Raw genomic sequence first — 12,968 nt, forward strand, 5'->3', positions numbered from 1 at the left:
GTGGGCGCAAACGCCGATTGCCGGCGGTCCGGCACGGCGTCCCACTGGCCTTTTTGCACCCGCGCGTGTCAGAGTGACAACCCAGTCACCATCCGTATTTACCGCGTTCAACGACGGCGAGCGGGAGCAAGAAGCGCATGGTTCATGAGCTGCAGGGGTACTGCGTCGAGGATCTGGAGCCGGGGATGGCGGGATCCTACACGCGGACCGTCACCGAGGCCGACCTGGTCCTCTTCGCCGGCCTCTCCGGGGACAATAACCCCGTGCACATCAACGAGGAGTTTGCCTCGACGACCTTCGCCAAGGGGCGCATCGCCCACGGGCTGTTCCTCGGTGGGCTGATCTCCTGCGTCCTCGGCACCCGCATGCCGGGGCCGGGGGCCATTTACCTCGGTCAGCAGCTGCGCTTCCAGGCGCCGGTGCGCATCGGTGACACCGTGCGCGCCGAGGCCACAGTCATCGAGGTGGAGCGCGAGCGCCATCGCGTGCGCCTGGATACCCGCTGCTACGTGCGCAAGCGCACCGTGCTCACCGGTGAGGCCGAGGTCATGGTCAACAGCCGCGAGGTCTGAGCGGCCCCGCGCGTAGACAGGCGGTTCAGGCCCCGCCGCGCAGTGCTGCGATGACCGGAGCAGTCTGCGGGTAGGTGCCGCGCCAGAGATAGAACGATTCCGCTGCCTGCTCAACGAGCATGCCCAGACCGTCGCAGACCACGGCGGCGCCGCGCGCCCGTGCCCAGGCCATGAACGGCGTGTCGCCGTCGGCATAGACCAGGTCGTAGGCGGCGGCGCCGGGGGCGAGCAAGTCGTCGGGCAGGGGTGGCATCTCGCCCTGCAGCCCGGCGGCGGTGGTGTTCAGTACCACGTCAAAGGTATGCCCGTGCAGCGCTTCGAAGCCGCAACCGCGGATGCGCGTGTCGGCGGAGGCGAGGGCCTCGGCGCGACTCACCGTGCGGTTGGCGATGACCAGCGTCTGTGGCCCCTCGGCGAGCAGCTCGCTCAGGACCCCTCGGGCGGCGCCGCCGGCGCCGAGCAGGAGCAGGCGCCGGCCGGCCAGCTGGACCCCGTGATTGTCGCGCAGGTCGCGCAGCAGGCCGATACCGTCGGTGTTGTCGCCGAAGCGGCGACCGTCGGCCTCGGCGCGCAGGGTGTTCACGGCGCCGGCGGTTCGGGCCCGCTCGCTGAGGGTGTCGGCGAAGGCACAGGCTGCCTCCTTGAACGGCACGGTGACGTTGAGCCCGTGGCCGCCGCCGGCGAAGAACGCTTGCGCCACGGCGTCGAAGTGTTCCTCCGGGGCCCACAAGCGCTGGTAGAACAGGTCGGCCCCTACCTCCGCGGCGAAGCGGGCGTGGATTTGGGGTGATTTGCTGTGGGCAATCGGGTTGCCGACGACGGCGTAGTGATCGCTCATGGGTCTGTCCCGGTTCAGCCGAAGCTCCAGTAGAGCAAGTAGAAAAAGACCACGGCGAGGATGCCACCGGCAGGCAGGGTGACGAGCCACGACATGAACACCCCGGTCACCACCCGCAGGTCGATGGCGGCCAGTCCACGGGCCAGCCCGACGCCGAGCACGGCCCCGACCAGGGTGTGGGTGGTGGAGATGGGCAGGCCGATGCCCGAGGCGGTGACCACGGTCCCGGCGGTGGCCAGATTGCAGGCGAACCCCCGGCTCGGGGTGAGCTGGGTGATGTTCTTGCCCACCGTGGCGATGACGTGGCGGCCGAGCATCAGCAATCCAGCGACGATACCCACTGCGCCCAGGACCAGGACCCACACCGGGACCGGTGCCTCGGGCTGGATCTCGCCGCTGGTCACGGTGGCGACCACCGCGGCCACCGGCCCGACGGCGTTGGCTACGTCGTTGGAGCCGTGGGCGAAGGCCATGGCGCAGGCGGTGATGATCATCAGTACGGCGAAGACCCGTTCGACGTTACGGAACTGGTAGCGCCGGTGAGGGCGCTCGTCGAAGCGGGTGCGATGGATCGCCAGCTTGCCGGCCCAGGCCATGACCAGGCCGATGGCGAGCGACAGCAGGAGGTTGGTGGCGAAGCCCAGCTCCAGCCCGATGTGCTGCAGCCCACGGAAGAGGGTGATGACCGAGACGAAGAACCCGGTGAGGAAGATATAGAAGGGCACCCACTTCTTCGCCGCCTCCAGCGGATGGCGGCGGTCGAGGACCAGCATCTGCACTGAGCGGAACAGGGCGAAGCTGACCACCGCAGCGATCAGCGGCGAGGTGACCCAGCTGGCGGCCACCTGCCCGACGGCCGGCCAGTGGATGGCCCCCCAGCCCAGTCCGGCGATACCGAAGCCGACCAGGGCGCCGATGATCGAGTGCGTGGTGGAGACCGGCCAACCTCGCCAGGAGGCCACCAGCAGCCAGCAGCCAGCGGCGGCGAGGGCGGCGAGCATGCCGAAGACGAGGATCTCCTCCTCGCCGACCAGTGATGAGGTGTCGACGATGCCGCCGCGGACCGTGGCTGCCACCGCGCCGCCGGCGAGCACCGCGCCGGCGAACTCGAAGATGGCGGCGATCACCACCGCCTGGCGAATGGTCAGTGCCCGCGAGCCCACCGACGTGGCCATGGCGTTGGCCACGTCGTTGGCCCCGATGCCCCAGGCCATGAACAGTCCGAACGCAGCGGCGAGGGCCAGGTAGACGACGGCGTATTCCATGCCTCAGCGCGCGAGCAGGATCTGAAAGCGGGCGCCCGTCTGCTGGGCACGGTCGGCGAGGGTGCCGAGGGCCTCGATGATCTGGTAGAGGAACATGACATCCACCGGGTAGAGCTCGCGCTCGATCTCGAACAGCTGCGAGCGCAGCTGGACCTGCATGCGGTCGGTTTCGGCCTCTACGTCGTCGAGTTTGTCCAGCAGGCTCTCGACGATCTCCAGCTCCGCGCCGCGGAAGCCGGCCTCGACCAGCTCATCGAGCTCGCGTACCGAGGCCTTGGCCTGGCGGGCCGCCTCGATGCCCTGATCGAGCAGACCCAGGGTGGCCTCTTCCAGTGCCGCCGGCCACTGCATCTGGCGGCCGATCATCAGCCCGGCGATGTCCTTGCTCTTGTTGGCGATCCGATCCTGGGCGCGCAGCAGCTCGAGGAAGTCACGCCGGTCCCACGGCATGAACAGATCCGGCGGCAGGTGTGCGCGGATCTCCTTCTTCAGGCGGTCCGCCTCGTGCTCGTGCTGGACGATCTGGCGGTGGGCGTCGCGCATGCGCTGCACGTCGCCCGCCGCCGAGGCCCGGAAGAGTTCCGGCAGCACCTCCACGCAGTCGACCACCTCGGCCATGTGTTGCTGCAAAGGTGCGACCGGCGAGGAGCCGAAGATCCGGGCGAAGTAGCTCTTCAAGATCTCAGTCCTCTTCGCGCATCCACTGAGCCGCAGCCCGTGCGTGGTAGGTCAGGATGCCATCGGCGCCCGCCCGGCGCAGCGAGAGCAGCGCCTCGAGCACGCACTCGCGCTCGTCGAGCCAGCCGTTCTGGGCGGCTGCCTTGAGCATGGAGTACTCGCCGCTGACCTGGTAGGCGAAGGTCGGCACCCCGAATTCGTCCTTGATCCGCCGGATGACGTCCAGGTAGGGGAGGCCGGGTTTGACCATGAACATGTCGGCCCCCTCCTGCAGATCGAGGGCCACCTCGTGCAGGGCCTCGTCGCTGTTGCCCGGGTCCATCTGATAGCTGTCCTTGCCCGGTCCGGCCACGCCGCTGCCGAGGTTGTCCGAGGAGCCCACGGCATCGCGGAACGGACCGTAGTAGCAGGAGGCGTACTTGGCCGCGTAGGAGAGGATGCGCACATTGCGGTGGTCGTGGGACTCCAGGGCGCTGCGGATCGCCCCCACGCGGCCATCCATCATGTCGGAGGGGCCGACCACGTCGGCTCCGGCCTCGGCGTGGGAGAGCGCCTGGCGGACCAGGACCTCGACGGTCTCCTCGTTCATGACGTAGCCGGTTTCGTCGATCAGCCCGTCCTGGCCGTGACTGGTGAACGGGTCGAGGGCGACGTCGGTCATGACGCCCATCCCGGGGACCGCATCCTTGACCGCACGCACGGCGCGCTGGGCGATGCCGCTCGGGTTGTAGGCTTCGCGCGCGTCCTCGCTTTTCACTTCGGCGGGGGTCACCGGGAAGATGGCGATCAGCGGGATGCCGAGGGCGTGCAGCTCCCGCGCCTCCTGGACCAGTCGGTCGATGGTCATGCGCTCGACGCCGGGCATGGAGGGCACCGGCTCGGTGCGATCCTCGCCGTCGAGGACGAAGACCGGCTGGATCAGATCCTCCGGGCCCAGCCGGGTCTCCCGCATGAGTCGGCGGGAGAAGGCGTCGCGGCGCATCCGGCGCGGGCGCCGCAGGGGGTAGCCGCCATTGAACTGCGGTTGGGAGCTCCGTGTCACGACCGCCTCCATTGTTTCACGCTGCCGTTGAAGGCCTTGATTATGCCCGCTCCCCTGGCGTCGCCCAAGGGTTCACCCCGGGGGAACTTGACGCAGTGTGCCGGTGTCCTTGTGATTGAGGCGGGGGCGCGTGCTGATGCGCGCTTCCCCGGATCATTCCAAATCGCCTAGAGAGGAGAGGACTGATGCGCAAGCTGGCAACCATCCTGGGGGTCCTGACCATCGCCGGCGGGCTGACGCTGGCGGGCTGCGGCGGCGGCGACGACTTCGAGGAGCTCGACGAGTTCGAGGAGATGCCGGAGGGCGATGAGCCGGCCCCGATGGACGAGGACGAGGCCTTTGATGACTTCGAGGACGACTTTGATGACGACTTCGATGACGACTTCGGCGACGAGGATCTCGAAGAGCAGTTCTAAGTCCTGACGGCCCGCCCCGAGGTGGGTCGATCCCGAATAAAGAGGGGGCGTCACCGCGGTGACGCCCCCTCTTTCGGTTTCTCCTGCCGGCCGCGGGCCGCGCCGCCTAGCGCGAGCCCTTGAGCTTGCGACTGCGCTCGACGAACTCGTGGATGATCGGCGTCATAATCAGCTCCATGGCGAAGCCGGTCTTGCCGCCGGGGACCACCATGGTGTTCCGCCGCGACATGAAGGAGTCGGGGATCATGTTCAGCAGGTACGGGAAATCGATCCCGAAGCGCTCCGGCTGACGGAAGCGGATCACCGTAAAGGACTCATCCGGCGTCGGCACGTCCCGGGCGATAAACGGGTTCGAGGTATCCACCGTGGGTACGCGCTGGAAGTTGATGTCGGTCCGCGAGAACTGCGGCGTGACGTAGTTCACGTAGTCCGGCATGCGCCGCAGGATGGTGTCCACGGTCTTCTCGGCTGTGTAGCCGCGCTCGGCGCCGTCGCGATGGATCTTCTGGATCCACTCCAGGTTGACGATGGGCACCACGCCGACGAGCAGGTCCACGTGCTGCGCCACGTTGTGCTCCTCGGTCACGACGCCGCCGTGCAGCCCCTCGTAGAAGAGCAGATCGCTGTCCTGGCCGGCGTCCTCCCAGTCGGTGAACTCGCCGGGGCGCAGTCCGTAGGGTTCCGCCTCCTCATCGCTGTGAAGGTACCTGCGGCGTCGACAGATGCCCTCCTGGCCGTACCGGCGGAAGGAGTGCTCGAGCTCGTCGAAGACGTTGGCCTCCGGCCCGAAGTGGCTCAGGTTGCGCCCCTCCTCGGCGGCTCGGGCCAGCTGGTCGCGCATCTCCTGCCGGTTGAAGCGGTGGAAAGCGTCGCCCTCGATCACCACCGGGGTGACCTGTTCCCGGCGGAAGATGTGCTCGAAGGCGTTCTTGACGGTGCTGGTCCCTGCCCCGGAGGAGCCTGTGACCGCAATGATGGGATGCTTCTCGGACATGGCTTGACCCTCTTGCTCGCTGACTAGAAATTCCCTTGAACGCGAGCTCAACCGGCGCGGTGCGCAGCCTCGAGCTCCTTGCGCATATCGGCGATGGCCTGGCCGTAGTCTTCGGCCCCGAAGACCGCCGAGCCGGCCACGAAGGTGTCCGCGCCGGCCTCGGCCACCTGACGGATGTTCTCGGCCTTGATCCCGCCGTCGACCTGCAGGCGGGCGTCCGGGTTCAGCTCATCGATCAGTTGCCGCGCCTCGCGGATCTTGTCGATGGTCCCGGGGATGAACTTCTGCCCCCCGAAGCCGGGGTTGACCGACATCAGCAGCACCATGTCGACCTTATCGGCGACGTAGCGCAGGCAGTCGAGCGGCGTGGCCGGGTTGAAGACCAGGCCGGCCCGGCAGCCGTGCTCGCGGATCAGGCTCAGGGAGCGGTCGACGTGCTCGCTGGCCTCGGGGTGGAAGGTGATCCAGTCGGCCCCGGCCGCGGCGAAATCGGGGATGATCCGGTCCACCGGCTTGATCATCAGATGCACGTCAATGGGCGCAGTGATGCCGTGATCGCGCAGCGCCTGGCAGACCAGCGGGCCGATGGTCAGATTGGGGACATAGTGGTTGTCCATGACATCGAAGTGGATGGCATCGGCGCCGGCCCGGAGAACGGCGTTGACCTCATCGCCCAGGCGGGCGAAATCGGCGGACAGGATGGACGGTGCGATCCACGGCTTGTTCATGGGTACTCCTCCCGGCTTGAACCCAGGGCGCCCCGGCAAGCTAAGCCCGGGGCGCCCCGCGGGGAACTAAGGATTGATGATTATTGGAATAAACGGGCTCACGGAACGGCCTGCAGCGGCGGTTCCTGCGGGGGCGCAACCCCTGGCGTCTCCGGGACCTGCCAGTGCCGGTGGGCCTCGTCGAGGATGAACTGACGGAACGCCTCCGCCGCCGGCGAGAGGCGCTTGCCCGAGCGGTGGACCAGGTACCACTGCCGCTCCAGAGGGAAGCCCTCGACGTTGAGCACCCGCAGCCGGCCCAGCTCGAGCTCCAGGGCTACGGTGTGGATGGAGACGACGCCGAGCCCGAGTCCGGCCTGTACCGACTGCTTGATGGCCTCGTTGGAACTCATTTCGAGTCCGCCGCGCAGGTTCATGCCGCGTTCCTCGAGCACGCGCTGGACCGCGTTGCGGGTGCCCGAGCCCTGCTCGCGCAGCACGAAGAGCTCGTCCTGCAGGCGTTCGAGTGGGATCGGCGAGCCGTCTGCCAGTGGGTGGTCCGGCGCGGCGATGATCACCAGCGGATTCGGCATGAAGGCCTCGGCGGCGACATCCAGCCCCTCCGGCGGGCGACCCATGACCGCCAGGTCCATCTCATTGTCCTGAATGCGGCGGATCACCCCCTCCCGGTTGGTGACCTCTAGCTGGAACGTCACCCCGGGCTGTCGCCGGGTGAAGGCGGCGAGCAGGTCGGTGGCGAAGTAGTTGGCGGTCGAGGCCACCGTCAGTCGCAGTCGGCCGCTGTTCAGCCCGCGCAGGGCTTCGAGGCCGTCGGCGAGCTCGCGCAGTTCGGCGGAGATGCGCTGGGCATAGCGCCGCACCTCCTCGCCGGCCTCGGTGAGGTAGATTCGTTTACCGATCTGCTCGAACAGGGGCAGTCCGACCTGCTGCTCGAGCTGCTTGATCTGCATGGAGACCGCCGGCTGCGTGAGATACAGCTCCTCGGCGGCACGGGTGAAGCTGAGATGTCGGGCTACAGACTCGAACACCTGTAGCTGCCGTAGTGTGATGTTCATCCTCCTGGGCCTCCCCCAATGCTTGTTAATAATGGAAAACTTATCCAAGCACCAAAAACAATTTCTTTTTCTTCTTGAACTGCAAGGCTATGCTGTCTGAAGACATGCCGCAAGGGGCAGCCACAAGAACCGGTGCTGCTCATCAAAGCCCCGGGGCGTGTTTGGACTTACGAGCAGAAACGCTTGAGGAGAGGATCGATGGCTAGCAAGACGTACACCGCGGGCGTCAAGGATTATCGGGAGACCTACTGGGAGCCCGATTACAAGATCAAGGATAGCGACCTTCTGGCCGTGTTCAAGGTGACGCCGCAGCCCGGCGTGGACCGCGAGGAGGCGGCCGCCGCCGTCGCCGCCGAGTCCTCCACCGGGACCTGGACCACGGTCTGGACCGACCTGCTCACCGACCTGGAGCACTACAAGGGTCGCGCCTACAAGGTCGAGGACGTGCCGGGCGACGACGAGGCCTTCTACGCCTTCATCGCCTACCCCATCGACCTCTTCGAAGAGGGCTCGATCGTCAACGTCTTCACCTCGCTGGTGGGCAACGTCTTCGGCTTCAAGGCCGTGCGCGCCCTGCGCCTGGAGGACGTGCGCTTCCCGCTGCACTTCGTGATGACCTGCCCCGGGCCGCCGAACGGCATCCAGGTCGAGCGGGACAAGATGAACAAGTACGGCCGGCCGCTGCTCGGCTGCACCATCAAGCCCAAGCTCGGCCTCTCGGCCAAGAACTACGGCCGCGCGGTCTACGAGTGCCTGCGCGGCGGTCTCGACTTCACCAAGGACGACGAGAACGTCAACTCCCAGCCCTTCATGCGCTGGCGCGACCGCTTCGAGTTCGTCATGGAGGCGATCCAGAAGGCCGAGGAGGAAACCGGCGAGCGCAAGGGCCACTACCTCAACGTCACCGCCCCGACGCCGGAGGAGATGTACAAGCGTGCCGAGTTTGCCAAGGAGATCGGCGCGCCGATCATCATGCACGACTACATCACCGCCGGCTTCTGTGCCCACCAGGGCCTGGCCAACTGGTGCCGCGACAACGGCATGCTGCTGCACATCCACCGCGCCATGCACGCGGTGCTCGACCGCAACCCGAACCACGGCATCCACTTCCGGGTGCTGACCAAGATCCTGCGCCTGATGGGCGGCGACCAGCTGCACACCGGAACGGTGGTCGGCAAGCTCGAGGGTGACCGCCAGTCGACGCTGGGCTGGATCGACCTGCTGCGCAAGCCTTACATCGAGGAGGACCGCTCCCGCGGCCTGTTCTTCGATCAGGAGTGGGGCGCGATGCCGGGCGCCTTCGCCGTCGCTTCCGGCGGGATCCACGTCTGGCACATGCCGGCTCTGTTGTCGATCTTCGGTGACGATGCGGTCTTCCAGTTCGGCGGCGGTACGCTGGGCCACCCCTGGGGCAATGCCGCCGGCGCCGCGGCCAACCGCGTGGCCCTGGAGGCCTGCGTCAAGGCCCGCAACGAGGGCCGCGAGCTCGAGAAGGAGGGCAAGGAGATCCTCACCGAGGCCGCCAAGAGCAGCCCCGAGCTGAAGGCCGCCATGGAGACGTGGAAGGAGATCAAGTTCGAGTTCGACACCGTGGACAAGCTGGACACGGCGCACCGGTAAAGGGGAAGGAGACTGAGCAATGAGTGAGATCCAGGATTACAAGTCCAAGCTGTCCGATCCGAACAGCCGTCGCTTCGAGACCTTCTCCTACCTGCCGGAGATGAGCGACGCGGACGTCCGCAAGCAGGTCCAGTACATCGTCGACCAGGGCTGGAACCCGGCCATCGAGCACACCGAGCCGGAGAACGCCTTCGACCACTACTGGTACATGTGGAAGCTGCCGATGTTCGGCGAGACCGACGTGGACGCCATCCTCAAAGAGGCCGAGGCGTGCCACAAGGAGCACCCGGAGCACCACGTGCGCCTGATTGGCTACGACAACTACCGGCAGACGCAGGGCACCGCGATGGTGATCTATCGGGGTCCCATCGACGCCTAGTGGCCGGGGTGTGCCCGGCGATCGCCGCCCGCGCCGGGCGGTGGTCGCCGGGACCGCACCGCTGCTTTTCGAATGGTGGCCGGGATCGCCCCCGTCGCCATTCGAAAAGCCAGTACCCGAGCGGAGGGGCCGATGACCGAGCACGATGTGGACCAGTATCGCGTCACTGAAGCGCCGTACTACCGGCCGGTCAGTGACGAGGTCGATCTCTACCAGGCCGCCTACCAGGCCCGCATGCCCGTCATGCTCAAGGGGCCGACCGGCTGCGGCAAGTCTCGTTTCGTCGAGTACATGGCCTGGCAGCTGCAGCGTCCCCTGGTTACGGTGGCCTGCAACGAGGATATGACCGCCGCCGACCTGGTGGGCCGCTACCTGCTCGACGCCAATGGCACCCGCTGGCAGGACGGGCCGCTGACCACCGCGGCGCGGATCGGCGCCATCTGCTACCTCGACGAGGTGGTCGAGGCGCGCCAGGACACCACCGTGGTGATCCACCCCCTGACCGACCACCGGCGCACCCTGCCGCTCGAGAAGAAGGGCGAGCTGGTGCACGCCCACCCGGACTTCCACCTGGTGATTTCCTACAACCCCGGCTATCAGTCGCTGATGAAGGACCTCAAGCAGTCCACCAAGCAGCGTTTCGGCGCCCTCGACTTCGACTACCCGGAGGCCGCGGCCGAGGCGGAGATCGTCGCCCACGAGACCGGCGTCGACAGCGATATCGCCGACAAGCTGGTGCAGATCGCCCACCGCGCCCGCAACCTCAAAGGTCACGGGCTGGATGAAGGGATCTCCACGCGTCTGCTGGTCTACGCCGGCAACCTGATCGCCAAGGGCATCGAGCCGCGCTCAGCCTGCACCATGTCGCTGGTGCGCCCCCTGACCGACGATCCGGACATGCGCGAGACGCTGGATCAGGCGGTGGCGACCTACTTCTGAACGACCGGGTGATCACCCGGGGGCAGTGCGGGGGATTGCGATGACGGTGCGCCTCGAGGACTACCGTGAGACCCTGGTGGCGGCGGATCCGCGGATCGCCGAGACGCTGGAGGCGAGCTTCGCCGAGGCGTCGCGGGTGATGTCGCCACGGGGGCTGCACAACTACCTGGAAGGGGCCCGGGCCCTGGCCGAGCTGGGCCGCGGCGCCGACTTGGTCATCTGCTACCTGGAGGCGATGCCTGCGGTGGCCAAGGAAGTGGGCGAGGACGTGCTCACCGAGGTGGTCACTGCCGCCATGAAGCTCTCCTCGATGGTCAGCGGCCAGGTGATTGCCCTGCTGCTGGCCGGCTTACCCACTGCCGCGCGACGGCTCGGCGATCCGGAGCTGCTGCGCCAGTTCCTGAACCTCGTCCACCAGCTTTCGGCCAAGGCTCCGCGCGGCCTGCGGCCGATGCTCGAGAACCTCGACGAGCTCTTCTCCAAGCTCACCCTGGGCGGGTTCCGGCGCTGGGCGCTGTGGGGCGCCCAGGCCCACGCCCGCGATTTCGAGCAGCAGCGCGCCTACTTCGGCCTGCAGAGTGCCGACAGTCAGGCGATGCTCCAGCAGGAGCGCCGCGGCACGCTGCTGGTGGATAACCAGCGCAAGCTCAACTTCTACCTGCGTGCGCTCTGGGCCCGGGACTTCTTCATGCGGCCGACCTCCGGGGACTTCGAGACCCGCGAGGGGTACAAGCCGTTCATCGAGCAGCGGGTGATCCATCTGCCCGACGCTTACGACGACTACCACGGGCTGCCGGGCAAGGACCTCTATCGGGCCGCGGCCGCCCACGCGGCCGCGCACCTGGTCCATACCATCGAGCCGCTCTCGCCCGAGATGCTCAATCCGGCGCAGATGGCCGTCATCGGCCTGATCGAGGACGCCCGGGTCGAGGCGCTGGCCATCGACGAGTTTCCGGGGCTGCAGCGGCTGTGGCTGCCTTTCCACCGGGCCCGGGCCGCCGAGCGCGAGGTGGAGCTGGATCCGGTGGTCGAGCGCCTGGAGCGGGCTGCCCACGCCCTGCTTGACCCGGAGTACGCCGACGACGACCCCTGGGTCCAGCAGGTGCGCGAGATCTTCCACTACCACTTCGCCGATCGCCCCCGGGACGTGGGGCTGTCGTGGGAGCTGGGCATGGAGCTGCACAATAGCCTGGCGCAGCGCTACCCCATGCCCTCGGCCCGCGTCCTGCAGCGGATGGCCGTCCCTTACCGCGACGACAACCGCTACCTCTTCGCCAGCGATGAGGAGGAGTGGCTCGAGGCGGAGTACATCCCGGCCAGCCACCGGCAGGTGCGCCGCCAGGTCAACCTGATGGAGTTCGTCAACGAGGTTGACTGCGAACTCGCCGGCGACGACGCGCAGGAGGTCTGGGTCCTCGGGACGGAGCTCTTCCCCTACGAGGACTTCGGGGTCAGCTACAACGAGATGGAAGGGGTGGAGCCGGCCAGCCCGCCGTTCCATTACCCGGAGTGGGATTACCAGGTCCAGCTCAATCGCCCCGACTGGGTCACGGTGGTCGAGCGCCGTCCGAAACGCGGCGACCCCGAGGTCATGGACCAGGTCCTCAAGGACTACCGGCCGGTGGCCAGCCGCCTGCGCTACCTCGTCGACGCCTTGCAGCCCCAGGGGGTGATCCGCGAGCGCCGACAGGAGGACGGCGACGAGCTGGATATCGACGCCGCCGTGCGCTCCATGGTCGACCTGCGCCTGGGCATGAGCCCCGATCCGCGCATCAACACCCGCTACATCCGTAAGACCCGGGATCTGTCGGTGCTGCTTCTGCTCGATCTCTCCGAGTCCACCAACGACGCTATGGGCGGCAGCGAGAAGACCGTCATCGAGCTGACCCGCGAGGCCACCTCGCTGCTCGGCTGGGCCATCAACGGCATCGGTGACCCCTTCGCCGTCCACGGCTTCTCCTCGGACGGTCGGCACGACGTCCAGTACTACCGGTTCAAGGACTTCCATCAGCCGTGGAGCGAGGAAGCGAAGTCCCGCCTGGCTGGGATGCGCGGGCAGTACTCGACCCGCATGGGCGCGGCAATGCGCCACGCCGGGGCCCACTTGGTGCGTCAACCGCAGCGGCGCAAGCTGTTATTGATCGTCACCGACGGAGAGCCGCACGACGTCGACGTGCGGGATCCGCAGTACCTGCGCCACGACGCCCGCAAGGCTGCCGAGGAGCTGTCCGCCCGAGGGGTGACCAGCTACTGCCTGACCCTGGATCGGGACGCGGACGCCTACGTGTCACGGATCTTCGGGGCCAACGGCTACTCGGTGGTCGAGCACGTGGAGCGCCTGCCGGAGCGCCTGCCGGCGGTGTTCGCCCAGCTGACCCGGTAGCCGCTTATTCGGACGATCAGGACGGTTTGCTTTTGCTGATCGTTCGCGATCCGTAAAGT

At 67.4% G+C, this 12,968-nt stretch carries 13 protein-coding genes; 6 read left to right on the plus strand and 7 right to left on the minus strand.

The genetic code is table 11. The features are described 5' to 3' along the window. The first annotated feature begins 137 nt into the window (after positions 1 to 137). Positions 138 to 572, plus strand: a complete 435-nt coding sequence (locus LRG10_RS03150) for a MaoC family dehydratase (protein ID WP_238634695.1) — start codon at positions 138 to 140, stop codon at positions 570 to 572. A gap of 25 nt (positions 573 to 597) precedes the next feature. Here the strand turns inward: LRG10_RS03150 and aroE are convergent, their stop codons facing one another. The 4 genes from aroE to hemB are packed head-to-tail and all read right to left on the minus strand — an operon-like array spanning position 598 to position 4,407. Beyond that, positions 598 to 1,410: a shikimate dehydrogenase gene (gene aroE, locus LRG10_RS03155; protein WP_238634696.1), complete on the minus strand. Its 813-nt coding sequence runs from the start codon at positions 1,408 to 1,410 to the stop codon at positions 598 to 600. A gap of 14 nt (positions 1,411 to 1,424) precedes the next feature. Continuing rightward, the gene (locus LRG10_RS03160; RefSeq protein ID WP_201169910.1) at positions 1,425 to 2,675 is read right to left on the minus strand and encodes an inorganic phosphate transporter; all 1,251 of its coding nucleotides are present in this window, start codon (positions 2,673 to 2,675) and stop codon (positions 1,425 to 1,427) included. Between the two features lie 3 nt (positions 2,676 to 2,678). Next, on the minus strand, positions 2,679 to 3,353 hold the full coding sequence (locus tag LRG10_RS03165; protein ID WP_201169907.1) for a TIGR00153 family protein: 675 nt from the start codon (positions 3,351 to 3,353) through the stop codon (positions 2,679 to 2,681). Between the two features lie 4 nt (positions 3,354 to 3,357). Then, positions 3,358 to 4,407 carry a porphobilinogen synthase gene (gene hemB / locus LRG10_RS03170; RefSeq protein ID WP_201169904.1) on the minus strand — a complete coding sequence of 350 codons (1,050 nt, stop codon included), beginning with the start codon at positions 4,405 to 4,407 and terminating at the stop codon, positions 3,358 to 3,360. A 173-nt stretch (positions 4,408 to 4,580) separates the two neighbouring features. Between hemB and LRG10_RS03175 the strand changes: the two genes are divergently transcribed. Then, positions 4,581 to 4,811 (plus strand): hypothetical protein, encoded by a 231-nt coding sequence (locus LRG10_RS03175; RefSeq protein ID WP_238634697.1) that lies wholly within the window; start codon positions 4,581 to 4,583, stop codon positions 4,809 to 4,811. Positions 4,812 to 4,917: 106 nt separating this feature from the next. Here LRG10_RS03175 and LRG10_RS03180 read toward each other — a convergent pair whose 3' ends face one another. From LRG10_RS03180 to LRG10_RS03190, 3 genes are all read right to left on the minus strand, one after another. Further along, positions 4,918 to 5,805, minus strand: a complete 888-nt coding sequence (locus tag LRG10_RS03180) for a phosphoribulokinase (RefSeq protein WP_201169898.1) — start codon at positions 5,803 to 5,805, stop codon at positions 4,918 to 4,920. Positions 5,806 to 5,852: 47 nt separating this feature from the next. Then, complete coding sequence (gene rpe, locus LRG10_RS03185) at positions 5,853 to 6,533, minus strand: ribulose-phosphate 3-epimerase (RefSeq protein WP_201242984.1); 681 nt, start codon at positions 6,531 to 6,533, stop codon at positions 5,853 to 5,855. Positions 6,534 to 6,631: 98 nt separating this feature from the next. Then, complete coding sequence (locus tag LRG10_RS03190; protein ID WP_011813846.1) at positions 6,632 to 7,588, minus strand: LysR family transcriptional regulator; 957 nt, start codon at positions 7,586 to 7,588, stop codon at positions 6,632 to 6,634. Between the two features lie 198 nt (positions 7,589 to 7,786). On the opposite strand from LRG10_RS03190, the gene LRG10_RS03195 reads away from it, so the two are divergent. The 4 genes from LRG10_RS03195 to LRG10_RS03210 all read left to right on the plus strand — a co-directional run bounded on the left by LRG10_RS03195 (position 7,787) and on the right by LRG10_RS03210 (position 12,909). Further along, the gene (locus LRG10_RS03195; RefSeq protein WP_238634698.1) at positions 7,787 to 9,208 is read left to right on the plus strand and encodes a form I ribulose bisphosphate carboxylase large subunit; all 1,422 of its coding nucleotides are present in this window, start codon (positions 7,787 to 7,789) and stop codon (positions 9,206 to 9,208) included. Positions 9,209 to 9,227: 19 nt separating this feature from the next. After that, complete coding sequence (locus tag LRG10_RS03200; RefSeq protein ID WP_201169891.1) at positions 9,228 to 9,587, plus strand: ribulose bisphosphate carboxylase small subunit; 360 nt, start codon at positions 9,228 to 9,230, stop codon at positions 9,585 to 9,587. A gap of 132 nt (positions 9,588 to 9,719) precedes the next feature. Then, positions 9,720 to 10,526 carry a CbbQ/NirQ/NorQ/GpvN family protein gene (locus LRG10_RS03205; protein ID WP_201169889.1) on the plus strand — a complete coding sequence of 269 codons (807 nt, stop codon included), beginning with the start codon at positions 9,720 to 9,722 and terminating at the stop codon, positions 10,524 to 10,526. Positions 10,527 to 10,566: 40 nt separating this feature from the next. Beyond that, complete coding sequence (locus LRG10_RS03210; RefSeq protein ID WP_238634699.1) at positions 10,567 to 12,909, plus strand: nitric oxide reductase activation protein NorD; 2,343 nt, start codon at positions 10,567 to 10,569, stop codon at positions 12,907 to 12,909. Positions 12,910 to 12,968 lie beyond the last annotated feature (59 nt).

This window comes from Halorhodospira sp. 9628, assembly GCF_022228075.1.
Taxonomy (GTDB): domain Bacteria; phylum Pseudomonadota; class Gammaproteobacteria; order Nitrococcales; family Halorhodospiraceae; genus Halorhodospira; species Halorhodospira halophila_A.

Bases quoted from the DNA above. Each gene is read 5' to 3' on its own strand.
- LRG10_RS03150 (WP_238634695.1), top strand. From the start codon at position 138: ATGGTTCATGAGCTGCAGGGGTACTGCGTCGAGGATCTGGAGCCGGGG.
- aroE (WP_238634696.1), bottom strand. From the start codon at position 1,410: ATGAGCGATCACTACGCCGTCGTCGGCAACCCGATTGCCCACAGCAAA.
- LRG10_RS03160 (WP_201169910.1), bottom strand. From the start codon at position 2,675: ATGGAATACGCCGTCGTCTACCTGGCCCTCGCCGCTGCGTTCGGACTG.
- hemB (WP_201169904.1), bottom strand. From the start codon at position 4,407: ATGGAGGCGGTCGTGACACGGAGCTCCCAACCGCAGTTCAATGGCGGC.
- LRG10_RS03175 (WP_238634697.1), top strand. From the start codon at position 4,581: ATGCGCAAGCTGGCAACCATCCTGGGGGTCCTGACCATCGCCGGCGGG.
- LRG10_RS03180 (WP_201169898.1), bottom strand. From the start codon at position 5,805: ATGTCCGAGAAGCATCCCATCATTGCGGTCACAGGCTCCTCCGGGGCA.
- rpe (WP_201242984.1), bottom strand. From the start codon at position 6,533: ATGAACAAGCCGTGGATCGCACCGTCCATCCTGTCCGCCGATTTCGCC.
- LRG10_RS03190 (WP_011813846.1), bottom strand. From the start codon at position 7,588: ATGAACATCACACTACGGCAGCTACAGGTGTTCGAGTCTGTAGCCCGA.
- LRG10_RS03195 (WP_238634698.1), top strand. From the start codon at position 7,787: ATGGCTAGCAAGACGTACACCGCGGGCGTCAAGGATTATCGGGAGACC.
- LRG10_RS03200 (WP_201169891.1), top strand. From the start codon at position 9,228: ATGAGTGAGATCCAGGATTACAAGTCCAAGCTGTCCGATCCGAACAGC.
- LRG10_RS03205 (WP_201169889.1), top strand. From the start codon at position 9,720: ATGACCGAGCACGATGTGGACCAGTATCGCGTCACTGAAGCGCCGTAC.
- LRG10_RS03210 (WP_238634699.1), top strand. From the start codon at position 10,567: ATGACGGTGCGCCTCGAGGACTACCGTGAGACCCTGGTGGCGGCGGAT.